Origin of the sequence: Rhodococcus sp. JVH1, from assembly GCF_000280725.2 — a bacterium.
Taxonomy (GTDB): domain Bacteria; phylum Actinomycetota; class Actinomycetes; order Mycobacteriales; family Mycobacteriaceae; genus Rhodococcus_F; species Rhodococcus_F jostii_A.
Genome location: NZ_CP166289.1, coordinates 1,244,384 through 1,268,417 on the forward strand (window position 1 = coordinate 1,244,384; position 24,034 = coordinate 1,268,417).

20 protein-coding genes are annotated in these 24,034 nt (G+C 68.6%); 2 read left to right on the top strand and 18 right to left on the bottom strand.

Annotation, left to right across the window (positions count from 1 at the left end; translation table 11 throughout):
- Window positions 1-42: 42 nt before the first annotated feature.
- Together JVH1_RS05855 and JVH1_RS05860 are read right to left on the bottom strand one after the other, a co-directional pair.
- The gene (locus JVH1_RS05855; RefSeq protein WP_009479330.1) at window positions 43-669 is read right to left on the bottom strand and encodes a response regulator transcription factor; all 627 of its coding nucleotides are present in this window, start codon (window positions 667-669) and stop codon (window positions 43-45) included.
- Window positions 666-1,868, bottom strand: a complete 1,203-nt coding sequence (locus tag JVH1_RS05860) for a sensor histidine kinase (protein WP_009479329.1) — start codon at window positions 1,866-1,868, stop codon at window positions 666-668. Before JVH1_RS05860 ends, JVH1_RS05855 begins: the two co-directional genes overlap by 4 nt.
- Before the next feature lie 163 nt (window positions 1,869-2,031).
- On the opposite strand from JVH1_RS05860, the gene JVH1_RS05865 reads away from it, so the two are divergent.
- Window positions 2,032-2,616, top strand: coding sequence for a heme-binding protein (locus JVH1_RS05865; RefSeq protein WP_009479328.1), 585 nt, complete (start codon window positions 2,032-2,034; stop codon window positions 2,614-2,616).
- 12 nt (window positions 2,617-2,628) lie between these two features.
- Entirely contained in the window at window positions 2,629-3,126 is a 498-nt protein-coding gene (locus JVH1_RS05870) for an ankyrin repeat domain-containing protein (protein WP_009479327.1), read from the top strand.
- A 9-nt stretch (window positions 3,127-3,135) separates the two neighbouring features.
- Here JVH1_RS05870 and JVH1_RS05875 read toward each other — a convergent pair whose 3' ends face one another.
- From JVH1_RS05875 to mftD, 16 genes are all read right to left on the bottom strand, one after another.
- Complete coding sequence (locus JVH1_RS05875) at window positions 3,136-4,773, bottom strand: AMP-binding protein (protein ID WP_009479326.1); 1,638 nt, start codon at window positions 4,771-4,773, stop codon at window positions 3,136-3,138.
- Window positions 4,774-4,934: 161 nt separating this feature from the next.
- Entirely contained in the window at window positions 4,935-6,275 is a 1,341-nt protein-coding gene (locus tag JVH1_RS05880; protein WP_009479325.1) for an MFS transporter, read from the bottom strand.
- A 119-nt stretch (window positions 6,276-6,394) separates the two neighbouring features.
- Complete coding sequence (locus tag JVH1_RS05885) at window positions 6,395-6,940, bottom strand: hypothetical protein (protein WP_009479324.1); 546 nt, start codon at window positions 6,938-6,940, stop codon at window positions 6,395-6,397.
- Between the two features lie 78 nt (window positions 6,941-7,018).
- The gene (eutC, locus tag JVH1_RS05890; protein ID WP_011598118.1) at window positions 7,019-7,786 is read right to left on the bottom strand and encodes an ethanolamine ammonia-lyase subunit EutC; all 768 of its coding nucleotides are present in this window, start codon (window positions 7,784-7,786) and stop codon (window positions 7,019-7,021) included.
- A complete protein-coding gene (locus tag JVH1_RS05895) occupies window positions 7,783-9,195 on the bottom strand; it encodes an ethanolamine ammonia-lyase subunit EutB (protein ID WP_009479322.1) in 1,413 nt (470 codons plus the stop codon). The genes eutC and JVH1_RS05895 overlap by 4 nt, the downstream gene beginning before the upstream one ends.
- Complete coding sequence (eat, locus tag JVH1_RS05900) at window positions 9,192-10,646, bottom strand: ethanolamine permease (protein ID WP_009479321.1); 1,455 nt, start codon at window positions 10,644-10,646, stop codon at window positions 9,192-9,194. The genes JVH1_RS05895 and eat overlap by 4 nt, the downstream gene beginning before the upstream one ends.
- A 154-nt stretch (window positions 10,647-10,800) precedes the next feature.
- Window positions 10,801-11,343 carry a DUF779 domain-containing protein gene (locus tag JVH1_RS05905; RefSeq protein WP_043782014.1) on the bottom strand — a complete coding sequence of 181 codons (543 nt, stop codon included), beginning with the start codon at window positions 11,341-11,343 and terminating at the stop codon, window positions 10,801-10,803.
- Entirely contained in the window at window positions 11,343-12,866 is a 1,524-nt protein-coding gene (gene adh / locus JVH1_RS05910; protein WP_009479319.1) for an aldehyde dehydrogenase, read from the bottom strand. The genes JVH1_RS05905 and adh overlap by 1 nt, the downstream gene beginning before the upstream one ends.
- A 75-nt stretch (window positions 12,867-12,941) precedes the next feature.
- Window positions 12,942-14,258, bottom strand: coding sequence for a helix-turn-helix domain-containing protein (locus tag JVH1_RS05915; protein WP_009479318.1), 1,317 nt, complete (start codon window positions 14,256-14,258; stop codon window positions 12,942-12,944).
- A 66-nt stretch (window positions 14,259-14,324) separates the two neighbouring features.
- Entirely contained in the window at window positions 14,325-15,797 is a 1,473-nt protein-coding gene (gene mftG / locus JVH1_RS05920; protein WP_009479317.1) for a mycofactocin system GMC family oxidoreductase MftG, read from the bottom strand.
- Window positions 15,797-17,197: a mycofactocin biosynthesis glycosyltransferase MftF gene (mftF, locus tag JVH1_RS05925; protein ID WP_009479316.1), complete on the bottom strand. Its 1,401-nt coding sequence runs from the start codon at window positions 17,195-17,197 to the stop codon at window positions 15,797-15,799. Before mftF ends, mftG begins: the two co-directional genes overlap by 1 nt.
- 106 nt (window positions 17,198-17,303) lie before the next feature.
- Window positions 17,304-18,026: a mycofactocin biosynthesis peptidyl-dipeptidase MftE gene (gene mftE / locus JVH1_RS05930; protein WP_009479315.1), complete on the bottom strand. Its 723-nt coding sequence runs from the start codon at window positions 18,024-18,026 to the stop codon at window positions 17,304-17,306.
- A 40-nt stretch (window positions 18,027-18,066) separates the two neighbouring features.
- Window positions 18,067-20,028, bottom strand: a complete 1,962-nt coding sequence (locus tag JVH1_RS05935) for a mycofactocin system FadH/OYE family oxidoreductase 2 (RefSeq protein ID WP_009479314.1) — start codon at window positions 20,026-20,028, stop codon at window positions 18,067-18,069.
- Window positions 20,025-20,837 carry a mycofactocin-coupled SDR family oxidoreductase gene (locus JVH1_RS05940; RefSeq protein WP_009479313.1) on the bottom strand — a complete coding sequence of 271 codons (813 nt, stop codon included), beginning with the start codon at window positions 20,835-20,837 and terminating at the stop codon, window positions 20,025-20,027. The genes JVH1_RS05935 and JVH1_RS05940 overlap by 4 nt, the downstream gene beginning before the upstream one ends.
- An 8-nt stretch (window positions 20,838-20,845) precedes the next feature.
- Complete coding sequence (locus tag JVH1_RS05945; protein ID WP_009479312.1) at window positions 20,846-22,810, bottom strand: mycofactocin system FadH/OYE family oxidoreductase 1; 1,965 nt, start codon at window positions 22,808-22,810, stop codon at window positions 20,846-20,848.
- A gap of 16 nt (window positions 22,811-22,826) precedes the next feature.
- On the bottom strand, window positions 22,827-24,008 hold the full coding sequence (gene mftD, locus JVH1_RS05950) for a pre-mycofactocin synthase MftD (protein WP_009479311.1): 1,182 nt from the start codon (window positions 24,006-24,008) through the stop codon (window positions 22,827-22,829).
- Window positions 24,009-24,034 lie beyond the last annotated feature (26 nt).

The window sequence follows — 24,034 nt, forward strand, 5'->3', positions numbered from 1 at the left end:
GCCAAAAGGTTCATGCGGCGTACCGCTGTGAACCCCCTCGGTTCAGCGAATGCCCTGCCGTCGCAGGGCCACGGACACCGCCGCGGCGCGGGTGTCGACACCGAGTTTCGCGTAGATGTGGGCGAGATGGGTCTTGACCGTCGCCTCGCTGATGAAGAGGGCTTTGCCGAGTTCCTTGTTGGTCATGCCCTCGGCCAGCAGGGTCAGCAGTTCGGCCTCCCGCGGCGTGAGGGCCTCCTCGGGGCGCTGCATCTGCTGCAGTAGCCGCGACGCGACGGGCGGCGACAGCACACTCTGGCCGGCGGCCGCGCCGCGCACGGCCGCGAAGATCTCCTGGGGTGTCGAATCCTTCAGGAGGTATCCGATGGCACCGGCGTCGATGGCGCGCACCACGTCGGCATCCGTGTCGTAGGTCGTGAACACCAGCACCGGCAGGGCCCGATCGACCTGCCGGATGCGGCGAATGGCCTCGACCCCGTCGATACCGGCGCCCAGGGCGAGATCCATCGTCACGAGCTGCGGCCGGAAGGCGCTCACCGCGTCGACCGCCTCCTCCCCCGTGCCCGCCTCGGCGATCACCTCGATGTCCGGCTGCGAGTCGAGAAGCGCTCGCAGCCCGGCACGAACGACCACATGGTCGTCGACCAGCAGCACGGTCACTCTCGTCATGCCGCGGTTCCTCTCGCGCACGGTATCTGGGCGGCCACCACGGTGCCCTCGCCCGGTGCGCTCTCGACGGTGAACGTGCCACCCAGTTGCTCGACGCGACTGCGCATCGCCCGCAGGCCGTATCCGCCTCGCGCCGAGGGAGATCCGGCGGGCGGGGGTTCGAAACCGGTGCCGTCGTCGAAGATGTCGAGCGCGACGGCGTCCGGAAGGTACGTCAACGTGACACCCACGGTCTCGGCGTGGGCGTGCCGGGCGATGTTGGACAGCGCGCTCTGGGTGATCCGCAGCAGCGCATGCGTCACCTCCGCCGGAATCGCGATCGGAGTGCCCACGATCCGGAGCTCCGCCCGCGGGTGGTGGGTACGCGCGGCGGCGAGCAGTGCCGCGTCGAGTGGCTGGGATTCCAGATTGGGCGCCGCGAGATGGTGCACGAGACTGCGTGTTTCCGCCAGGTTCTCGCGCAACGTTCCGGTCGCCACGCGGACGTCCTCACGTGCCCGCTCCTCCGTCCGCGGATCTGCCTGCGCCCAGATCTGCTCGGCCGCCTCGAGCCGGAGCAGGCTGCTGGTCAGCCCCTGCGTCACGGTGTCGTGGATCTCGCGGGCCAGTCGTTCGCGTTCGGCGAGCACCCCCGCCTCCCGCTCGGTTTCCGCGAGCCGGGACCGGGTCTCCGCCACCTGGCGGAGCAGTCGCACCCGTTCCCGGCCGTCGCGCTCGATCTGGCTGTACGCCATGACGATCAGCGCCCCGGTGCACAGCGGTCCCACCAGCACGGCCCACTCGGTGCGGCCGGAGAAGGTGAAGAACGCCACCGAGGTGAGGACGGCGAGAACCCCGACGACCGGGTACGCGATCCGGCTCGGGTACGCCCGCGTGCACAGGAAGAACATGGGAAACGCGCACCAGGCGAAACTCGGCGCGAGCCAGACGAGCACTGCCCACGTCGTCAGGACCGGCCATACCCACGGTTCCCACACGCCTCCCCGCCGTGCGACAACGGCGGTGACCGTGTACAACGCGGCAAGCGCCGCGATCAACGCGACCACCACGATGAACCGTCCGCTCACTCCGTGGTAGGTCAGATATCGCGCCGTCGACGTCGCGAGGAGGACGTAGAACGACACATGGATGGCGGTAGCGAGCGGGCCGCGCAGACCCGCGCCGTCCGGCCTGTCCACTCCGTCCACAGGTGTCGTCACGTCGAGTGATCCTACGGATGTGCCGTAGTTCGCGGATCCACCGTTCGGATGATCTGCCGGGACCGGACGGATGAGTTCGGGGGCGCCGTCGGCCCGATGCGGTCACCGGCACCGCCGGGCCAGGCTGGTCACGTCAGCTCGTCACTTCCCGAAAGGCCTTCCGATGCGCACCTTCCACCGCCTGCCCCGCGTTCTGGCGATCACCGTCCCGCTCGCCGCGATCGTCGCCACCTCGGCGTGCGGCACGTCCGCGTCCGACGAGGCGAGTCCGACGTCCACTCCGCTCGCGACCGCCGCCGCGCCTGCCCCGATCGACGGTGCGGACGGCGTGGTGAGCCAGAACCGTCTCGGTATCGGCACAGCGCAGGCCGCCGCGCAGGCGGCGCTCGCGAAGTGCCAGGCCGACGGGCTCGGCTTCGTCACCGTGTCGGTGGTCGATCGTGCCGGCAACGTTCAGGCCATGTTGCGCGGGGACAATGCCGCTCAGCACACCGTGGAGGCGGCCCGCCAGAAGGCGTACACCGCTGCCGCGTTCGGCGCGAACACCAGCGATCTGAGCGAACGGGCCAAGGGCGACGGCGCGACGGTCGCCGACCTTCCCGGCACCTTGTTCCTCGCAGGCGGGGTGAGCGTGAAGTCGGCCGGCGGGTCGATCGCGGGTATCGGCGTCGGCGGCGCGCCCGACGGAATGCGGGATCAGGCGTGCGCGGCCGCCGGGCTCGACGCGATCGCCGGGACGCTCGGTTGAAGAGCCGCCCCCGTGTCGACGCCCGAACTGGAACACGCGCTGTTCGACGCCGTCGTCCGTGACGACGTCGCCGCCGCGCGGACGCTGATCGACGCCGGAGCGGACGTCGACGCGAAGAACGCCCGCGAGGACTCGGCGTTCCTGTACGCCGGCGCGGAGGGACTGAACGAGATTCTCGCGCTCACCCTCGACGCCGGCGCCGACGTCACCAGCATCAACCGGTTCGGCGGAACCGCGCTGATCCCGGCGGCCGAGCACGGCCACGTCGACACCGTGCGGATGCTGATCGAGGCCGGCGTGCCGATCAACCACGTCAACGAGCCGGGCTGGACGGCCCTGCTCGAGGCCGTGGTCTACGGCGACGGCTCCGAGCGGTATCAGGACGTCGTCCGCCTGCTGCTCGACGCGGGCGCCGATCCGTCCATCGAGGACGCGGACGGCCGCACGGCCCTGCAGCATGCCGAGCGGCGCGGGCAGGACGCCGTCGCGACGTTGCTGCGGACCAGATGACGAGACGGGTCAGGTGCGCCCGATCAGGTCGAGGGACTGCTCGCGCATCTCGACCTTGCGCACCTTGCCGGTCACCGTCATCGGGAACTCGTCGACGACGTGCACGTACTTCGGGATCTTGTAGTGGGCGAGCTTCCCGGTGCAGAATTCGCGCACCTTCGCCGCGTCCAGGGGCTCGGCACCGTCCTTCATCCGCACCCACACCATCAGTTCCTCGCCGTACTTCGCGTCCGGCACCCCGATGACCTGGGCGTCGAGGATGTCCGGATGCGTGTACAGGAACTCCTCGATCTCGCGGGGATAGACGTTCTCGCCACCGCGGATGACCATGTCCTTGATCCGCCCGGTGATCGCGACGTAGCCGTCCGAATCCATCACACCGATGTCACCGGTGTGCATCCACCGTCCGGCGTCGATCGCTTCCGCGGTCTTCTCCGGGTTGTTCCAGTACCCGAGCATCACCGAGTAACCCCGGGTGCAGAGCTCGCCCGGCGTGCCCCGCGGAACGGTCAACCCCGTTGCCGGATCGACGATCTTGACCTCGAGGTGCGGGCCGACCCGGCCGACCGTCGACACGCGCTGATCGATCGTGTCGTCCGACCGGGTCTGCAACGACACCGGCGACGTCTCGGTCATGCCGTAACAGATGGAGACCTCGGCCATTCCCATCTGTTCGATGACCTGCTTCATCACCTCCACCGGGCAGGGTGACCCGGCCATGATTCCGGTCCGCAGACTCGACAGGTCGAACGATGCGAAGTCCGGTTCGGCGAGTTCGGCGATGAACATCGTCGGCACCCCGTACAGCGACGTGCACTTCTCCGCTTCGACGGCCTGCAGCGTGGCTTTCGGGTCGAAGGACGGCCCCGGAATGATCATGGTCGCGCCGTGACTCGTGCACGCCAGGTTGCCCATCACCATGCCGAAGCAGTGGTAGAACGGCACCGGGATGCAGACGCGGTCGTTCTCCGTGTAGTGGCACAGCTCGCCGACGAAGTACCCGTTGTTCAGGATGTTGTGGTGGCTGAGCGTCGCCCCTTTGGGGAATCCGGTTGTCCCCGAGGTGTATTGAATATTGATCGGATCGTCCGAGGACAGGGCCGCCTGCGCGGCAGGCAGCAGCGCCGGGTCGGCCTCGTGCGCAGCCATGCCGTCCGACGCCAGCCGGCTCCACTCGGCACTCCCGAGGAGCACCACCATCTCGAGGTCGGGGCACTGCGGCCGGACCTCCTCGATCATGGCCGCATAGTCGGACGACTTGAATTCGGGCGCCGACACCAGCAGGCGGATACCGGCCTGGTCGAGCACGTACTTCAACTCGTGCGCCCGGTAGGCGGGGTTGATGTTGACGAGCACGGCGCCGATCTTGGCCGTCGCGAACTGGATCAGCGTCCACTCCGGGCAGTTCGGCGCCCAGATCCCCACCCGGTCGCCCTTCCCGATTCCCCGCTTCAGCAACCCCGCCGCCACGGCGTCGACGTCCCGCCTCAGTTCGGCGTACGTCCACCGCCGTCCCGAGGGCCGGTCGACCAGGGCGTCACGATCGCCGTGGGCTGCCACGGTCCGGTCGAAGTTGTCTCCGATGGTGTCGCCGAGCATCGGGGCGTCCCACACGCCGTTGGTGTAGCTGGGAAGCGGGGTTGTCATCACTCTTCCTCTCCAGGAGCCCGTTCGGGCACCTACGGGACGGGCAGACCCGAAGGCCCTTCCGCGGTCGAACTTACTCTTGGTTGATGTGATCCAGGGCATACTGCACGGCGAGGGGCGCCGGTATCTGTGCGAAGTCCGGACACCCCTCGCCGGCCCTGTCAGAGCGCGTCGTCTTTCGTTTCCACCAGGGCTTTCGTGCACAGCAGGCTGACCACGCCGAGGACGGCGAGCATCACGCCGATCGCGGCGCTGCCGTACGCGGACGCCAGCGGCGCGGCGATCAGCGGCGGCACCGCGCCGCCGAGCACGCCGGCGAGGTTGTAGCCGAGGCCGGCGCCGGTGTAGCGGTAGCGCGTCTGGAACATTTCGGGAAGCAGGGCGCCGCAGGGGCCGTAGGCGATTCCGAAGATGGCGAGCGTGACCATCACGCCGATCGTGAACGCGACGGGTGAACCGGTGTCGAGCAGGGGGAACAGTGCGAGCGCCCACACGACGGCCAGTCCGCAGGAGATCATGATGACCCGTCGGCGCCCGATCCGGTCCGAGTACAGAGCCGAGACGACGATCGTGAATCCGAAGACCACGGCCGAGGCGATCCCGACCGTCAGCACGAACGGGCGGCTGAATCCGAGGGTCTTGGTGCCGTAGCTGGTGAGAAACGCTGTGCCCATGTAGAAGAACGCGAAGAGTGTAGCGAGCGCGCCGGCGGAGAGGAGGATCTCCTTTGTCTGGTACCGCCAGGCGTCCATCAGCGGGAGGGTCCGCGGGGCCGCGTCGGCACGGTCGGCAAGCTGGGCCGCGCGGAACACCGGTGTCTCCTCGATCGCCAGTCGCATGTAGAGGCCGATGCCGACAAGGACGGCGCTGAACAGGAAGGGAATCCGCCACCCGTACTCGAGGAAGACCTCGTTGGTGTCGCCGAGCAGGGTGCCGGTGACGAGGAACGTGGCGCTGGAGAGGATGAAGGCCACCGCGGGGCCGAGTTGCGGGAACATCGCGTAGAGGCCGCGCTTGCCCGGGGGTGCGTACTCCGCCGTCAGCAGTGTGGCGCCCGCCCATTCGCCGCCGACGGCGAATCCCTGACCGAAACGCAGCAGCACCAGCAGGATCGGGGCCGCGACCCCGATCGTCGCGGCACCGGGCAGCAGGCCGATCAGGAACGTCGAGACACCCATCAGGATGAGCGTGGAGATCAGCGTCTTCTTACGTCCGATCCGGTCTCCGTAGTGGCCGAACAGCATGGCACCCACGGGCCTGGCGACGAACGCGACGGCGAAGGTCGCGAAGGAGGCGACGGTGCCTGCGGTGGAGCCGAGGGCGGGAAAGAACACCGTGGGGAACACCAGGGCTGCGGCGGTGCCGTAGATGAAGAAGTCGTAGAACTCGATGGTCGTGCCGATGCCGCTGGCGATGGCCACCTTGCGGACGCTGGTACCGCCCTGGCGCACCGGTGTGGGGGCGTGGGGGGCTCCCGCACCCGAGTTGGAGACTGTGGTCACTCGATTCCTCCGTGGTCCGTGGGGAACACCCTGGTGGGCGTATCCCGGATGAGAGGAAAAGTAGTGATCCGGCTCACTGCGCCACCACCCCCGAATAGGGGGTGGTGACGCGCGTCACGTCACTCGGCGGTGCCGGACGCGCCGAGCAACTCCGTGCGGAGTTCGGTCCACACGGTGGCGTACGAGTCGATCACGGGTTCCGAGATCCACTTCGTCTCCCCCGCAGCGACTTTCGCGAGAGCGTCGGCGAACAGATCCTGGTAGCGGGACAACCTGGGCACGAACGCCGACAGGTCGTCGAACACGACCGACGCACGGCGGTCCAGGTCGGCCAGCTGATCGGCGTCGGCCGAATCGATCAGTCCGACGAACTCCTCGTGGAACGGCACGAAGCTCTCGTACACCTCCGCGATGGAGTCCTCGTCGATGGACACCCGCTCGGCGTCGAGTTGATCCTCGAGCTCCGACAGTCCGGTGTCGGTGAGCCCGATCCGGCCGTCCGAGGCTTCCTGTGCCTTGCCCTGGGTGAGCAGCGCGTCGTAGGCGGCCTGCGCGGACGCGGCGCTCACCCCGAGATGCTCGGCCAGAACAGACGCGCTGACCTGCTCTTTCAACCGGACCGCCTGCAGCAGGGCCAACTCGTCCACATTGCCAGCGAAGGCCATAGATCTCTCCTCGTCACACCCCGTCCAGGGCGGTTCTCCGCAGGCCCGGTCGGACCTGCCGCCCTTTAGATAACACGACTACAGCTCGAGGATCTCCGAGGGGGCTGCGAGCGCATCGGCACGGGAGGTGTCCTTCAACTCCACTCCGGACCGGCCCAGTTTCCTGGCACCGGACACGAGACCCGCCACGACGCGGGCTGCGAGTTCGTAGCCGAGCCCCTCGGGTGGGTGGATGTTGGACACGCAGTTCCGGTCCGCGTCGGTGCGTCCGGGACGCGGGAGGTGCGTGAGATAGACGCCGACGCTGTCGGCCACCGACAGCCCCGGCCGCTCCCCGATCAGCAGGACGAGCGTCTGCACGCCGAGTGCCTGCGCGATGTGGTCACCGAGCGCCACCCGGGCCTGGGTCGCGATCACCGGCGGCGCCAGCGAGTACGTCCCGCCGAATTCGTCGACCAGCGCGGACAGCAGGGACACCCCGTGATCGGTGAGCGCCCGCGGCGACAACCCGTCGGCGAGGACGAATCCGACCTCGGCCGTCACCGCGGGAACCGCGGACAGGTCGGCCGGCGTGCGGCCCAGGTCGGGCCGGCGCAGGTATTCGCTGCGGTCCGATGCCTGACTCGTGACGACCACCGGCCTGCCCAGGCCCACGGCCTCGACCTGCTCGGCCAGCGCCTCCGCGTCGAGCGGCTGGTGGACGGCGTCACGTGCGGCGGCGTGCGCCGACCGGAACTCGAGGACGCGCTGCGTGGGCAGGGCGTCACCGGTGCGGCCGAGTCCGATGCGCGCCTGCGTCGTGGCCCGCAGTTCCGCCCAGAAGTCTTGCACCACAGGATCGCTCATCGTGCCACCGTCAGTGCCCGCAGCGGCGACGCCGCGGCGTCGACCGGCAGGACCCGTCCCGCGTCGTCGACCATGCCGAGACGGCGCATCCAGTCCTCGAATTCCGGTGCCGGCCTGAGTCCGAGCACCTGGCGCGCGTACAGCACGTCGTGGAACGACAGACTCTGGTACCCGAGCATGACGTCGTCCGCACCGGGTACCGCGATGACGAAGGCTGCGCCTGCGACACCGAGCAGGGTGAGCAGCGTGTCCATGTCGTCCTGGTCGGCCTCGGCGTGATTGGTGTAACAGACGTCGACACCCATCGGCAGGCCCAGGAGCTTTCCGCAGAAGTGGTCCTCGAGCCCGGCCCTGATGATCTGCTTGCCGTCGTACAGGTACTCCGGACCGATGAACCCGACCACCGTATTGATCAGCAGCGGTTCGAGATCACGGGCCACCGCGTACGCCCTGGTCTCGAGGGTCTGCTGGTCGACGGGCCTGCCGCCCGTGCCGAGGTGGGCGCCCGCACTGAGCGCCGAGCCCTGACCGGTTTCGAGGTACATGACGTTGTCGCCGACGGTGCCGCGTTTCAGGGACCGACCGGCCGCGTTGGCCTCTCGGAGCAGCGAAATGTCCACACCGAAACTCGAATTGGCGCCCTGTGTTCCGGCGATGGACTGGAACACGAGGTCGACGGGAACGCCTTCCTCGATCAGGCCCATCGTGGTGGTCACGTGCGACAGCACGCACGACTGCGCCGGAATGTCGAAGCGCTGACGGATGTCGTCGAGGAGGTGGAGCAGTTCCGCGGTGGCGTGCGGCGAATCGGTGGCCGGGTTGATTCCGATGACGGCGTCACCGCAGCCGAGCAGCAGGCCGTCGAGCGTGGCGGCCGCGATTCCACGCGGGTCGTCGGTGGGATGGTTGGGCTGCAGCCGGGTTCCCAGGTGCCCCGGTACGCCGAGCGTCGTCCGGAACCCCGCGGTGACGGTGACGGCCCGCGCGACCGCGATGAGGTCCTGGTTGCGCATGATCTTGCTGACCGCCGCGACCATCTCCGGTGTCAGCCCCGGGGCGACGCGACGGAACGTCTCGGCCGCACCGTCTCGCGCCGCGACGTCCAGCAGCCAGTCGCGCAGGCCGCCGACGGTGAGATGGGAGATCTCGCCGAACGCGACCCGGTCGTGCGAGTCGATGATGAGCCTCGTGACCTCGTCGTCCTCGTAGGGAACGACGAGTTCGTTCAGAAACGTGCCGAGCGGGACGTCGGCCAGCGCCCATTGCGCGGCGGCGCGTTCGGCGTCGGAGGACGCCGCGCACCCGGCCAGTTCGTCGCCGCTGCGGAGCGGTGTCGCCTTGGCCATGAGGTCGACGAGACCGTCGAACGTGTACCCGGTTCCCGCGACTCCGTGACTGTAGGTGGTCATTCCAGGTCTTCCTCTGCCTTCGCAAGAACAGCAAACTCCTCGTCGGGCGAATTGGCAACGAGGTGATGGCGGCTGTACAGGCCGAAGTACGCCATGAAGGCCGCGAAAGCGATCAGCGTCCAGAGTGCGGCGACCGGATCGACGAGGAAGGTGGCGATCACCGCGGCGGCCGCGATGACGAGCGCGAACGACGTGGTGACGATGCCCCCCGGGGTGCGGTACGGCCGCTTCATCTCCGGCTCACGCCTGCGGAGGACGATGTGGCTGACCATCATCAGCACGTAGCTGACGGCCGCGCCGAACACCGCCATGTTCAGCAGCATTGCGCCTTCACCGGTGAGCGACAGCACGAACCCGATGACGCCCGGCACGATGAGGGCGAGCGTGGGCGCCTTCCGCGAGTTGGTGATCGACAGGTTCTTGGGAAGGTAACCGGCGCGGGACAGCGCGAACGTCTGCCGCGAGTAGGCGTACATGATCGAGAAGAAGCTGGCGACGAGGCCGGCCAGACCGATGTAGTTGACGACCTTCGCCGCGGTTCCGTCACCGAGCGCCTCGACCAGCGGATTGCCGGACGTGGACAGGCTCTCGGCACCCAGCGCTCCAGTGGCGAGGAACAGGACAGCCGCCCCCGTGACGATGAGGATGAGCATGCTGATGATGATTCCGCGCGGCACGTTCTTCTCCGGCTCGCGGGCTTCCTCCGCGGCCAGCGGCACGCCTTCGACGGCGAGGAAGAACCAGATGGCGAACGGGACGGCGGCCCAGATTCCGAATGCGCCGAAGGGCAGGAAACTCGACGCTCCCACCGCATCGGTCGCGGCGATGTCGGTGAGGTTGCCCGCGTCGAACAGGCCGATCGCGGAGACCGCGAAGATCACGAGACCGACCAGTGCGATCGCCGTGATGACGAACATGGCCTTGAGTGCCTCGCCGGCGCCGGTCAGATGGATTCCGATGAAGATGGCGTAGACCGCCAGGTACACCCACCACCCGTCGGTGATACCGAACAGGTTCAGTGACTCGACGTAGCTGCCGATGAAGGTCGCGATGGCGGCGGGCGCGATCGCGTATTCGATGAGAATGGCCGTGCCGGTGGCGAATCCGCCCCACGGCCCGAGTGCGCGCCGCGCGAACGTGTAACCGCCGCCGGCAGCGGGCAGGGCGGACGACATCTCGGCCATGCCCAGCACCATGGCCAGGTACATGCCCGCGATGACGACGCCGGCGATCAGCAGGCCGCCGAATCCGCCCTCGGCCAGTCCGTTGTTCCATCCGGCGTAGTCGCCGGAGATCACGTAACTGACACCGAGGCCGGCGAGCAGCACCCAGCCCGCCGAACCCTTACGGAGCGTGCGTTTTTCCAGATAGCTGCTGTCTTCGGAGTGGAAATCGGCAGCATCGTGATGTTGACCGGTTCCGGAATTCTTGGATGGTTCTACGAGTGACATTCCGTCCCCTACGTCGATCCGAATGGTGCCTCGCCCGCCCCGCTCGTGGAGCGGGATCGAACGGCCGAGGCCAATGGTGAACGAGTTGTGTACACGTCGTGTCAGCAAGACGTGACCACGACGTAAAAACCTGGGTCGTAGCGCACTTCGGGTGCTATGGCACCGGGCGGCGGGCGGGCACCGGACATGCGTCGACGGCTTCGGCGACCACTTGCGGTTCGGGGGACGGCGCGGGCCTCCAGCCCTGCTCCCACCGCTGACCCACGATGACCTCCTCCGCGGCGAGGCTGGCGTTCTCCTCCGGGGTGAACGCACGCGCGCGACTGAGAAAACGCATGCCTTCGGGACTTTCCAGGCTGAATCCCGATCCGCGGCCGGGCACGACGTCGAGCACCAGCTGGGTGTGCTTCCACGCCTCGAACTGCGAACCGGAGATCCACACGGGCACCGCATCGCCGCCTTCGGGCCGGGTGGACGGGGTCTCCCCGACCCCGAGTCGCAGGTCGAGGACGCCGAGCAGCACGTCGCGGTCGCCGACGATGAATTCACCGTCGGGGTAACACATCGGCGCGGAGCCGTCGCAGCACCCGCCGGACTGATGCATCATCAGCGCCCCGTGGGTACCGCCGAGGCGGCGGAGAAGCTCCACCGCCCCGGCGGTTGCCTTCAGGCGCTGAGGCGCCCGGGCTGCGTCCATCAGAAGAAGCCCTGAGCCTTCTGGGCGTAGCTGACCAGCAGGTTCTTCGTCTGCTGGTAGTGCTCGAGCATCATCAGGTGGTTCTCGCGGCCGATGCCGGACTGCTTGTAGCCACCGAACGCCGCGTGCGCGGGGTACTGGTGGTACGTGTTGGTCCACACGCGCCCGGCCTGGATGTCGCGACCGGCGCGGTAGGCGACGCCACCGTCCCGCGACCACACGCCGGCGCCGAGGCCGTACAGCGTGTCGTTGGCGATCTCGATGGCCTGGTCGTAGTCCTTGAACGACGTGACGGAGACGACGGGACCGAAGATCTCCTCCTGGAAGATCCGCATCTTGTTCTGACCGGTGAAGATCGTCGGCTGCACGTAGTAGCCGCCGGACAGGTCGCCGCCGAGTTCGGCGCGCTCACCGCCGGTGACGACCTTGGCGCCTTCGCCCTTGCCGATCTCGATGTACGACAGGATCTTCTCGAGCTGATCGTTCGAGGCCTGCGCGCCGATCATCGTGTCGGTGTCGAGCGGGTCGCCCTGACGGACGGCCTTGGTGCGGATGGCCGCCATCGCGAGGAACTCGTCGAAGATGTCCTCCTGGATCAGCGAACGCGACGGGCAGGTGCACACCTCGCCCTGGTTGAGGGCGAACATCGTGAAGCCCTCGAGCGCCTTGTCCTGGTAGTCGTCGTTGGAGGACAGCACGTCGGAGAAGAAGATGTTGGGGCTCTTGCCACCGAGTTCGAGGGTGACCGGGATCAGGTTCTGCGACGCGTACTGCATGATGAGCCGGCCCGTGGTGGTCTCACCGGTGAACGCGATCTTCCGGATCCGCGGGCTCGAGGCGAGCGGCTTGCCCGCCTCCACACCGAATCCGTTGACGATGTTCACCACACCGGCGGGCAGCAGGTCGCCGATGACGGAGATCAGGTGCAGGATCGACGCCGGGGTCTGCTCGGCGGGCTTGAGGACGACCGCGTTGCCCGCGGCGAGTGCGGGAGCGAGCTTCCACACGGCCATGAGGATCGGGAAGTTCCAGGGGATGATCTGGCCGACGACGCCGAGCGGCTCGTGGAAGTGGTAGGCGACGGTGTCGGAGTCGATCTCCGACAGTGCCCCTTCCTGCGCCCGGATCGCGCCGGCGAAGTAGCGGAAGTGGTCGACGGCCAGCGGAATGTCGGCGTTCAGGGTCTCGCGGATCGGCTTGCCGTTGTCCCAGGACTCGGCGAGCGCGATGGACTCGAGGTTCTCCTCGATGCGGTCCGCGATCTTGTTCAGGATGATGGCGCGCTCCGCCACCGACGTCTTGCCCCAGGCCGGAGCCGCAGCGTGTGCGGCGTCGAGCGCAAGTTCGATGTCCTCGGACGTCGAACGCGCGACCTCGCAAAACGGCTGTCCGGTGACGGGTGTCGGATTCTCGAAGTACTGGCCCTTGACGGGCGCAACCCACTGGCCGCCGATCCAGTTGTCGTAACGCGATTGGAAGGACATGACGGCGTCCGGCGAACCCGGGCGGGCATACACGGTCATCGATAACTCCCTGGTGTCGTGAAACTCGGGTGGAACTGGGTGTGACTCACAACACTAGGGACCGTACCGTTGCAACTACGTTGCGTACTGCTGATCGAACAGATCGATCCTGGACTTGACCTGGGAATACAGGGGCGAACGCGGGTCGAGGCCCGCCAGGTACGCCTCCCATGCGGCGACGTCCTCGCGGCCGTGGACGGACGTGGTCCATTTGGCGAGCAACCGTTGATCACCTTCCCGCAGCAGCGCCGCCTGGACGCGTGCCCGCAACTCGTCGCGAAGATCCTCGACCCCGGGCGCCTCCGACCCGGGAAGGACCGGGCCCGAGTACACGTCGAGGGCGGCGGTGAGCTCGCCACGGTCCAGGGCTCCGCGAACCTGCCGGACGTCCGACGTCAACTCGGCGAGCAGCCGATAGGGCCGCGAACCGAGGTTTGCGGGACCGAAAACCTTACGCAGGCGCGACATCTCGGCACGAATCGTGACGGCGTCGAGTTCGTTCTCGTCGAGCAGCACCGCGAGGCGGTCGGAACTCAGGCCTTCGGGGTGCTCCGCCAGAAGCAGGAGGATCTCCGCGTGCCGCTGCGACAGCGGGATGCGTTCGGGCCCACGGACCAGAGTCGGCCGTCCCGATCCCAGCACCTCCAACCGCAATACCGTCTCGACGAGCGGGTGCGGTGAACGCAGCTGGTGCAGTCGCAACTCCGCCTCGGCCGCCGCGACGGTCGCCCTGATCAGCGAGAGCACCTCGGGCACCGCCACCCGCGGACCACCGGTGATGTCGATGGCCCCGACGATCAGCCCGGTCGCGGGGTCGTGAACGGGCGCCGCCGAACAACTCCAGTCGTGCACCGAGCGACTGAAATGCTCGGCACCGAAGATCTGCACGCAATGGTCGAGCGCCAGCGCGGTACCCGGGGCATTGGTGCCGACGGTGTCCTCACTCCAGTCGGCGCCCTCGACGAAGTTCATCTCCAGTGCGCGGTCCTTGGCGGACGAATCGCCCTCGACCCACAGCAGCTGACCCTTCTCGTCCGTGATGGCCACGAGCAGCCCGGTGTCGGCGGCGTCTTCGACGAGAAGCTTGCGGACCACCGGGCGGATGATCGACATCGGGTGCGACGCCCGGTACGCGGCGAGATCCGCGGCCGCCAGATCGACCGCGCGGGCCGACCCGTCCGGGTTCACTCCCTTGCTGGTGCTGCGCAACCACGAGTCGAGGATGACGGAACGGACGGAATTCCCGTCCCCGTCCGGGGCACGACCGGCGGGTGCGTGGCGCTCGACGAACAACTGATGCGCCGACGACACCCTGCGTGCCAGCATCGCGACGTCGTCTCCCGGGCGCACGGCGACCCACGGATTGCCCCCTGTGGGCGGTTGACTTTGCATCGAACTCCTCCACGGCGTCTCTGCCTACTGTAACCCGCGTCACACGGGCCCGTGTCGCCCCCTCGGTCACTCCTCCAGGAACGTACTGACGCGCTCGGCGACCATCACCGCCGTGGCGTGGGGCCCACGGCTCGGGACCACCGGGAACACCGAGGTGTCGGCGACGGTCAGCCCTTCCATTCCGCGGACGTTGCACCACTCGTCCACCACCGCGCCCGCGTCGTCGCGTCCGCCCATCCGGCAACTGCCGCACAGGTGCAGCGACGTCCCCAGGTGGGCGAGCACCGCGCGGTCGGACACCTCCCCGGACAACGGTTCGAGCAGCGGGCCGAGTTCCGGTGAGCGGAGCAGCTCCAGCCCGATGGCCTGCCCCTCGCGCAGCGCCCGGCGGTCGGCGGCGGATTGCGCGTAGCGGTATTCGATTCGGGGACGGTCCCGGCGGCGCCCCGACGTGAGCCGGATGTCGCCCCGACTGTCCGTCACCATGAGCCCGATCCCGAGGATCGGGTCGGACTGCCCGGATCCAGGGACGAGCACGTCGAACGGCGCCGTGTACGGACGGATTTCGAGGTCGCCGACATTCAGCACCGTTTCGACGACCGGACTGGTGTCATTGCGGCGGAGCGAGTCCCGGATACGGTACGGCAGAGCCACTTCGGGGTGATCACTGAAGTTGCTGCCGACACCGGGCGCGTCGAGGACGACGGGAATGCCGTTGCCCTTCAGGTGTTCTGCAGGACCAATCCCCGAAAGCATCAGCAGCACCGGGGTTTCGACAGGACCTGCCGCCAGCACGACCCGACCGGTGCGGACCGTGCGCCGCACACCGTCCGACTCTACCTCCACCCCGACGGTCTCGTTACCGGAGAACAGAATTCGGACGACGTCGGAATTCGCTTCGACCGTCAGATTGGCCCGCTTCCACGCCGGCAGCAGGTACGCCACTGCCGTACTGACACGGTGGCCGCCGTCGACGTTCAGGGGCACCGGACCGACCCCGCCTCCACCCGCGCTGTTCTTGTCGGGTTCCTCGGGATGTCCTGCACCGAGCGCCGCGGCGCGGAACGCCGCGCTGATCTCGCTCAGCCGCTCCGCGGGCTGCCTGCGAACGGGCATCGGTCCGGTCGTGCCGTGCCGGGAGTCGTCGAAGTCGGCGTCACGCTCGAGTGCCCGGAAGGCGGGCAGCACGTGCTCGTACGACCACGACGCGGGCCAATGCCGGAAATCCGCTTCCGTCCCACGGACGAAATAGGCGCCGTTGACGGCGCCCGAACCACCGAGGACGTGTCCCCGCACCATGGCCGACGGAACGCTCGGGGCCAACTCCACGCCGTACGTCTCGGCGAACGCGCTACCCGGACCGACCGGCAGCGTCCGGTAGTCGAGCACGGGACAGTCGGACACCGTTCGGTAGCCGGGCCCGGACTCGAGGAGCAGAACCGATCGTCCGGGATTCTCGCTGAGCCGGGCGGCCACCACACATCCACTCGAACCGCCGCCGACGACCACGACGTCGGCGGCGCGAATCGGATCGGCCACTACGACTTCAACCGGGGCTTCAATGCGTCGAGGTCGCGGGCGGTGATGGCGCCCTTCCAGAGCCCGGCGCCGTACGCGACGTCGTCGATCCGCTTGAACACCGTGTGCCGCACCGGTCCCAGCCCTCCGGGCGCCCGGTGGGTCACCCAATCGGCGACGCCCTCGGCGACGGCGATCGCGAGCGCGATACGGCGAATCCGTTTCGAGAGCAGCACCGCCAGCAGTGTGATCGGCCAATAGTGGCGACACATCGCGGACGCCAGCTGCCAGGCACCGCCGGCGAAACCCTGGGCCGCGAGGATCGCGGCGATGCGGGTCGGCTGGTCGAGTCCGGTGAACATGCGGCGCAGGCGCATCAGCATCATCGCGAGTGTGGCGACGGCGCCGAGCAGGCCGAGCCGGGTGCACGTGGCGGCGGCGAGGCACGCGAAGAACGTCCACGGCGACATCGACAGCGGGGGAACCATCCCCGAATGCCTTGCCGCCAGCGGCGCCGCACCGGTGCCGTAGAACAGCTTGCGGTCGAACCACCTTCCGAACGTCACACGATGATCGTGCGCAACGTGGGCCACGGGCTCGTACCGCAGTCGCCAGCCGGACTCCTGGAGTCGCCAGCACAGGTCGACGTCCTCCGCCACATGCATCGACTCGTCGAAGCCGCCGAACTCGTCGAGCACTTCGCGGCGGGCGATCATCGCGGCGCTCGGGACGTACGACACCGGGCCACCGGACTGGACCGCGGACTCCTTACGTCCGAGGTCGAGGGAGGAGCGGGCGTGCTCGTACCGCGCGAGTGTGCTCGCGTCGGGTTCGAGCGCCACTATCCTCGGGGCGACAAGTGCGACTGCGGGATCGCTGAAGTGGCCGAGCATGACCTCGATCCAGCCGGTGCGCGGCAGGACGTCGGAGTCGAGGAACGCCACGAACGGAGTTGCGGCGTAACGCAGACCGGTGTTCCGGGCCGCGGCCGGCCCCTTGGCCGTCTCGTGGCGCAGGACGGTGACGTGGCCACCGCACCCGTTCTGCAGCACGGGGGCGACGATCGGGACGTCGGAGCCGTCGTCGACGACGACCACCTCGAGTCCGCGGAGCGAGGCCAGCACCCGGTGCAGCCCCGACGCGTTGTTCTTCACCGGAATGACAACGGTGACATCCCGGGGCGACGGAGTACTCATCGGGCGCGGGTTGGCGACCCCCGAATCGAGGAGGCGGCGTGCGACGACCGCGGACTGCGGATCGACGACCTCGAGGTAGCCGTCTCCGATCATGGCCGCCGCGGTGGGCGCCAGCTTCAGCATCCGAGTCGGCGAACCGCCGATGAGCACGCGACCTCCGGAATATGCGCGTACCTTGGGGTCGATTCGGATCCCGAATCCGTCGGGAAGTCGAGCTTGGCGCATCAGTCGATCGTATGCGGATCGGAGAGCGCTGGCAGAGCATGCCGGAAATTAGTCGCGTCGGCATGCCGGAAATCCGCCCTCGGCAACTCGAGGACGCCCGTGCGGGTCATTGGAGCCTCCCATCGGCGCCCGGTTCCGACCGGAGCCTTCCATCGGGGCCCGGTTCCCACCGGGCCAGTGCCTTGGTGACTGCGTGGACGAGTACGCCGAAGATCTGCGCCCCCTCCGCGGCCGTAGCGCCCGTCGGGTCACCGAGCACGCCGTTGGCCGACACGGCGACCATACCGCCTTCGCGCAGTCTTGGCATCAACCTCGCAACAGGTTCCGTATTACCGGCTTCAGCCCTGGACAACCTCACTCGAGCGGGTGAAAGGTGTAGCAACAAGGACGTTTCCGTACGCCCGGCATGGGCGTCCGCCCCGGGTACCGCACACGGCACCCAAGCCACATCCCGTGCCTCGTACCGAAGCAAGGCGACAGCCTTGACCAGCGCGGGCCCGTTCCCTCCGTGCCCATTGACGAACAGCACGCGGTCGGCCCACCGGCACGCGGACCTGCCGTACTCGACCAGCACGGTTTCGAGCGCCTCCGACCCGAGCGAGACCGTCCCGGGAAACCCCTCGTGCTCGCCGCTGGCTCCGTAGGCGATCGGGGGCGCCACCAGTACGTGCGGCAGCGCGCGGCACACGGCGTCGGCGATGGCGGTGTCGGTGTCGAGCGGCAGATGCGGTCCGTGCTGCTCGAGAGAGCCGACCGGGACCACTACCGTCGACACGCGGGACACGAGTTCGGGCCACACCGCGTCGTCGAGGTGTCCGGAATGGGGCATCCACCGATGCTAGGCGATGCGGAACCGGCCGCTGCGGGCGCTAGAGCGCGAGCGCAACCCGCTCCCCCTCGATGACGGCGGAATGCGCGCGGCGCGGAGCCAGGACATCGCCTATGCGATGAACCTCGATACCTCTGTCGGCCAGGTCTTTCCAGAGCTCCTCCTCCGGCTGCTGATGCGCCGAGGACACCACCCAGTCGACGGTGAGCTGCCGCGACTCACCGGTCGGATGATGCAGGAGCGTGACCGCGAGCCGCCCTCCGTCGACGGCCTCGCACCCGGTCGGCACCACGTCCGTCACCTGCGTGATGCCCTTGTCGTGCGCCCGCCGGTTCCAGCCCTCGAGGTCCAGCGTGATGCCGAGGTCCTGGCCGACGATCATCCCCGGTGTGCAGATCGTGACGGCACACCCGGCGTCGGCGACGAACTCCGCGACGGACGTGCCCTGATGGAATCCCAATTCGTCGACCACCAGCACCGTCCCGGCCGGACGCGCGCGGCCCTCCAGCACGTCCCGCACGTCCACCACCCGGTCCGACGCGCCCGCCCAGCGCGGTCGGCGCGGACGCGCCCCGGTCGCGAGCACCACCACGTCGGGACGTCCCTGCATCAGCGCCCCGGCGGTCGCGTCGGTGCCGGTCCGCACATCCACACCGCGCCGAACGCATTCCGATTCCAGATCGACGACCAAGTCGAGGAACTCACGGCGCCCCGGGACGACGGCAGCCGTCCGGACCTGGCCGCCGAGAACCGTCGCGCGTTCGAACAGGGTCACGTCGTGCCCCCGCTGCGCCGCGGTCGCCGCGGCCTTCAGCCCGGCCGGTCCACCGCCGACCACGAAGACCCGCCTGCCGGGAACCGTCGGTTCGGGCAGCAGGACCGATTCCCTGCCCGCGCGCGGGTTGACGACGCACCCGAGCCACCGGCCGAGCCCCATACGTCCGATGCATTCCTGATTGCACGCCAGGCACGTTCGGACGTTTCCTTCTTCGCCGGCCAGGGCCTTCGCCGCGAAATCCGGGTCCGCGATCTGGCCGCGCACCACCCCGATCAGGTCACAGTGCCCCTCGTCCAGAGCCTGGTCGGCCTGGTGCGGATCGGAGAATCGGCCGACACCGACCACGGGAAGACCGACCCGTTGCCGGATCGCGTTCGGGACGAACAGCGCGTACCCGCGAGGGACGGCCATGGACGCCTCGATCATGTGGAGCGTCTCGGTGGCCATCCCGATGGACGTGTTGATGTAGTCGACACGGCCGCCCGCCTCGACCAGAGCGGCCACCTCCACCGCCTCGTCGAGGCGGACTCCACCGTCGAACAGATCCTCCCCCGCGAGCCTCACCCCGAGTGCGCGATCCGGACCGATCGCGACGCGCACGGCCTCGACGACCTCGAGGAGGAACCGGGCCCGGTTCTCCAACGATCCCCCGTAATCGTCCGTGCGCTGGTTCGTGGCGGGGGCGAGAAAACTGCGCACCAGCGACGAATGGGAGCACTGCAGTTCGATCCCGTCGAATCCGCCTCGGACGCAATGCTCGGCCACGCGCGCGTACCCGTCGACGAGGGTCCGGATCTCCCGCTGATCGACCGCCTTGGGAACTTCGCGGAACAGTGGATCGGGGACTGCGCTCGGCGCCCACAGCGGCCGCCGCGAGTACATGCTCGACCCCTGGCCACCGTTGTGGTTGACCTGAGCCAGGATCGGGACTCCGTGCTGGTGAACCGCGTCGGTGATCCGCCGGTACCCCGGGACGACCTCCGGCCGGTAGCCGGCGATCACCTTCTCGTACGGCCAGTCGCCCGGATGGGTGGCGTGCTCCTCGGAGACGATCAGGCCGGCACCGCCCTTCGCGCGCGCCGCATAGTAGGCGGCGTGCTGCGCGGTGGGCAGGCCGTCCACGGCGTACCCCGTGAGGTGCGCGGAGAAGACCACCCGATTGCGCAGGGTCAGCGGCCCCAGACGCAATCGGGTGAACAGGTGGCGGTACGCGGAGGTGCTCACACCTTGGTGTTGCCCATGTCGACGGCGACCTGACTGCCCGTGACCCTCCGCGAACCGTCGCCGGCCAGCCACAGCACCGCATCGGTGATGTCGTCGGTGTCGGCCAGCGGGTGCTCGGTGAGGATGGTGCCGAAGCTCGACAGGTAGTGCGGGTGCTTCTCGAGTATCACGAGGCTGCCCGGATCGGTGCCCATCGGAGTCTTCACCCCGTACGGGTGAACGGAGTTCACCCGAATCCCGTATTCGCCCAGTTCCTTTGCCGCGGTCTGGGTAAGTCCGACGAGCCCGAACTTGGAGGCGGCGTAATTCGCCTGCCCCGGCAACGGCTTGATGCCCGCGACGGAGCTGATCACAATGATCGAACCCCCGCGACCTCCCTCGATCAGCGCAGGCACCGCAGCCTTCAGCGTCTTCCACGCCCCGGTGAGGTTCACGTCGATCAACGTCTCCCACTGCTCGTCGGGCATCTCCCAGAAGCGGTTCCAATTGCAGATCCCGGCGTTCGCGATCACGATGTCGAGCCGGCCGAACTGTTCGACTCCCCGGTCGACGACAGCCTTCAGTTGCGCACTGTCACGCACGTCCGCCTGCTCGGCGAGAATCTTGCCGCCCTCGGATTCCACGAGCCGCACCGTCTCGGCCAGGTCGTCCGGCGTCGCCGGCTCGTAACTGTTGTACTCCGACACCGGCCCGCAGATGTCCACGGCGATGATCGCCGCACCATCGCGCGCCAACCGCACCGCGTGCGTCCGTCCCTGCCCACGGGCAGCCCCGGTGATGAACGCGACCTTGCCGTCGAACTGTCCCATGAAATGTCCTATCTCTCGTTGACGAGGGTGAACGGATGGTGGTCGAACTCGTTCTGCCTGTGCGCGGTCCAGGTCAGCGCCTCGGCGCGACCCTCCCGGACGGCCTCGAGCAGTGTGCGGGGGGCCACGCAGTCGCCGATCCGCACCCCATCCGGACGCGACGAGCCGAGTGTGTCCTCGGAGAGGCGGTGTGAGCAGTCGATCAGCACGGCGCACGGCACCACCGACTCTTCGGCGGTGTACCGGTTGCGGATACGCATGCCGTCGTCGCCGATCGACACGATGCGACTGTCGAGGTGGCGCGTCACCCCGGCTCGTTGCATCCGGGTGTTGGCATCGGCGAGATCTCCGGTCATGCCGAGTCGCGAGCCGGCCACGGAGTCCTGGGTCACGATGCTCACGTCGCGCCCCTGCGCCGCGAGCCATTCGGCGACTGCCACGCCGACCGGTCCGCCGACCGGGTCGAAGACGACATGGGGCCCCTTCGTCGGCGGTCCCCCGTCCAGCAGATCCGCGGCGCCGACGCACCGGACGTTCCCCTTGGCGGGAAACGGCAACGGGCGGGGCCTGCTGCCGGTCGCGAGGATTACCGTCGCGCCCTCGCGTTCCGCGGCATCGATGTCGGCGTCCGAGACAGCGGTGCCGAGACGGAATTCGACTCCGAGGCTGCGGCATTCGTTCTCGAGCCAATCGGTGAGCGCTCCGAGGTGCGGCGCACCTACGGCTGCCCGCACCATCCCGCCGAGCCGGGCCGACGCGTCCGCCACGGTGACGCGGTGACCGCGCAGGGCCAGCACTCGCGCCGCCTCGAGACCGGCCGGGCCGCCGCCGACCACCAGCACCGCGCCGGTGGCCACCTCGGCGGTGTCCTCGACGGGATCGACGGTCTCGTGCCCGGCCGTCGGATTACCGACACACGTGACCACCGGATTGCGGGGGTCGAGCACCTGGCACGTCTGATTGCACAGGACGCACGGCCGCGGCGCCGCACCGCGCCGAATCTTGACGACGAGATCCGGGTCGGCGATCTGGGCACGCGTCATCTCGACGACGTCGGCGACGCCCTCGTCGAGCGCCTGCCGGGCGTCGGCCGGATCGACGACGCTGCCCTGGAGAACGACCGGGACCACGCCCGCGACAGCGGCGCGGATGTCCCGGCAGAGCTCGGTGTTGAACGAGGGTGGCCGGTGGAAGTCGGGGCGGTACGCGTTCGGCGTCATCGGTCCGCCCCGGACCACCACGAGCAGGTCGAGATCCTCGGCAAGTTCTCGTGCGTGTCCGGCGGCGATCGACGGCGTGATCCCCGCCCAGGACGTCGCCTCGTCGCAGCTCAGGCGGAGCGACAGGACCCGGCCGGGGCCCAGCTCGTCGCGGACGGCGGCGAGGACCTCCCGGGTGAGGCGCAGCGGGTCGGCGCCGTACGCGTCATCGCGCACATTGGTGAGGTTCGAATGGAACTGCCGCAGTATCCCTCTCGGTCCCGCGTCGAGCTCGACACCGTCCACGTCCGCGGACACGGCCGCGGCGGCCGCGGCACGGAAGCCCTCGACGAGACCGTCGATCTCCGCCCGCTCCATCTGCATCGGCATCTCACGGGAGATCACGTCGGCAATGCCCGACGGTCCCCACAGCACCGCCTGCGAATACGCACTCGACCCCTGCAGTCCGGTGTGCCCCAGCCCGGCCAGCACCAGCGTGCCGTGCGGGCGGCACGCAGCGACCACGTCCCGCCAGCCGCCGACGCAGTCGGACGCCAGCGGCGCCCGCTCGTACGGCCAGTCGGACGCATGGACCGACGCCACCTCGGTGACGACGATCCCCGCACCACCACGCGCCCGACGCTCGTAGTACGCGACGTGCCGCGAGGAAAGCGCTCTTCCCGCACCGAGATTGGTGGGGTGCGGACCCAGAAGCACCCTGGCCGGGGCGTGGCGTCCAGCCAGGGTGATCGGGTCCGTCAGTTGCGCAGACATCTACGCCGTTCGTCGGTCAGGATTCGGCGCCGAGCACACGGGCGAATCCCGGCGGGATCACGACGTCGGACGGCGTGAGGTCGTGGATGGACGAATGACCCAGCCCGAGCAGCGCCGAGTCGATACCTCCGCGGAGGACGTCGAGAACGTTCTCGACGCCGGCCTGACCGTTCGCCGAGAGGCCCCACAGGTACGCGCGGCCGATCATGACCGCCCTCGCACCGAGCGCGACGGCCTTCACGACGTCGCTACCGCGGCGGATACCACCGTCGAGAAGCACCTCGACCTGGTCGCCGACGGCCTCCGCGATGGCGGGCAGCGCGCGGATCGGCGCCGGGGTGCCGTCGAGGTTGTTGCCGCCGTGATTCGACACGGAGATCGCGGTGACGCCGGCGTCGACGGCGCGCTTGGCGTCGTCGACCCGCATGACACCCTTGAGCATGAACGGCCCGCCCCACTGCTCGCGCAGCCACGCGATGTCGTCCCACGTCGGCAACGGCGTCTGCATCCACTCGCCGTAGGCGCCGAAGAACGTGGGCGGTTCCTGACCGGGCTGCGCCAGGTTCGGGGTGGTCAGATCCGGGATCTTGCGGGTCTTCGCGAACTCGTACAACCACTTCGGACGGGCGATGCCCTCCGGGGCGAACTGGAGCATCGCCTTGAGGTCCATCTTCTCGGGAATCGCCGGGCTACCCCAGTCGCGTCCGTACGAGAACGACCAGTCGGTGGTGATGATCAGGCCGGTCGCCCCGGCGGCGCGGGCGCGTTCCATCCGCTGGATCAACACGTCCCGGGTGCCGACCCAGTACATCTGGAAGAACGTCTGAGGATTGGCCGCCGTGACCTCCTCGATCGACTTGCTCGCGAACGAACTCAGACCGATCGCCGTTCCCCGTGCCGCCGCCGCACGCGCGACCGCGACCTCGCCATCGGGGTGCACCGCCTGCACACCGGTCGGGGAGATCACGACGGGCAGCGAAATCGGCTGACCCATCACGGTCGTCGACAGCTCACGCTTGTCGGACAAACCGACGACGTGCGGGGCGAACCCCAACTCGGCGAACGCCGCGATGTTGTCGTCGACCGTCACGCCCCGCTCGGAACCGGCGATCAGCGCCGCGTACACCGACTTCGGCAGGCGCTTCTTCGCGCGACGCTGAGCCTCCGCCACCGTCTCGAAGAACGGATTCTTACCCATGGCAATACCTCTCGTACCTGGCAGAC

Coding starts and splice junctions, on each gene's coding strand:
- JVH1_RS05855 (WP_009479330.1), bottom strand. CDS start 669: ATGACGAGAGTGACCGTGCTGCTGGTCGACGACCATGTGGTCGTTCGT.
- JVH1_RS05865 (WP_009479328.1), top strand. CDS start 2,032: ATGCGCACCTTCCACCGCCTGCCCCGCGTTCTGGCGATCACCGTCCCG.
- JVH1_RS05875 (WP_009479326.1), bottom strand. CDS start 4,773: ATGACAACCCCGCTTCCCAGCTACACCAACGGCGTGTGGGACGCCCCG.
- JVH1_RS05885 (WP_009479324.1), bottom strand. CDS start 6,940: ATGGCCTTCGCTGGCAATGTGGACGAGTTGGCCCTGCTGCAGGCGGTC.
- eutC (WP_011598118.1), bottom strand. CDS start 7,786: ATGAGCGATCCTGTGGTGCAAGACTTCTGGGCGGAACTGCGGGCCACG.
- JVH1_RS05895 (WP_009479322.1), bottom strand. CDS start 9,195: ATGACCACCTACAGTCACGGAGTCGCGGGAACCGGGTACACGTTCGAC.
- eat (WP_009479321.1), bottom strand. CDS start 10,646: ATGTCACTCGTAGAACCATCCAAGAATTCCGGAACCGGTCAACATCAC.
- JVH1_RS05905 (WP_043782014.1), bottom strand. CDS start 11,343: ATGGACGCAGCCCGGGCGCCTCAGCGCCTGAAGGCAACCGCCGGGGCG.
- adh (WP_009479319.1), bottom strand. CDS start 12,866: ATGACCGTGTATGCCCGCCCGGGTTCGCCGGACGCCGTCATGTCCTTC.
- JVH1_RS05915 (WP_009479318.1), bottom strand. CDS start 14,258: ATGCAAAGTCAACCGCCCACAGGGGGCAATCCGTGGGTCGCCGTGCGC.
- mftF (WP_009479316.1), bottom strand. CDS start 17,197: ATGCGCCAAGCTCGACTTCCCGACGGATTCGGGATCCGAATCGACCCC.
- mftE (WP_009479315.1), bottom strand. CDS start 18,026: ATGCCCCATTCCGGACACCTCGACGACGCGGTGTGGCCCGAACTCGTG.
- JVH1_RS05940 (WP_009479313.1), bottom strand. CDS start 20,837: ATGGGACAGTTCGACGGCAAGGTCGCGTTCATCACCGGGGCTGCCCGT.
- JVH1_RS05945 (WP_009479312.1), bottom strand. CDS start 22,810: ATGTCTGCGCAACTGACGGACCCGATCACCCTGGCTGGACGCCACGCC.
- mftD (WP_009479311.1), bottom strand. CDS start 24,008: ATGGGTAAGAATCCGTTCTTCGAGACGGTGGCGGAGGCTCAGCGTCGC.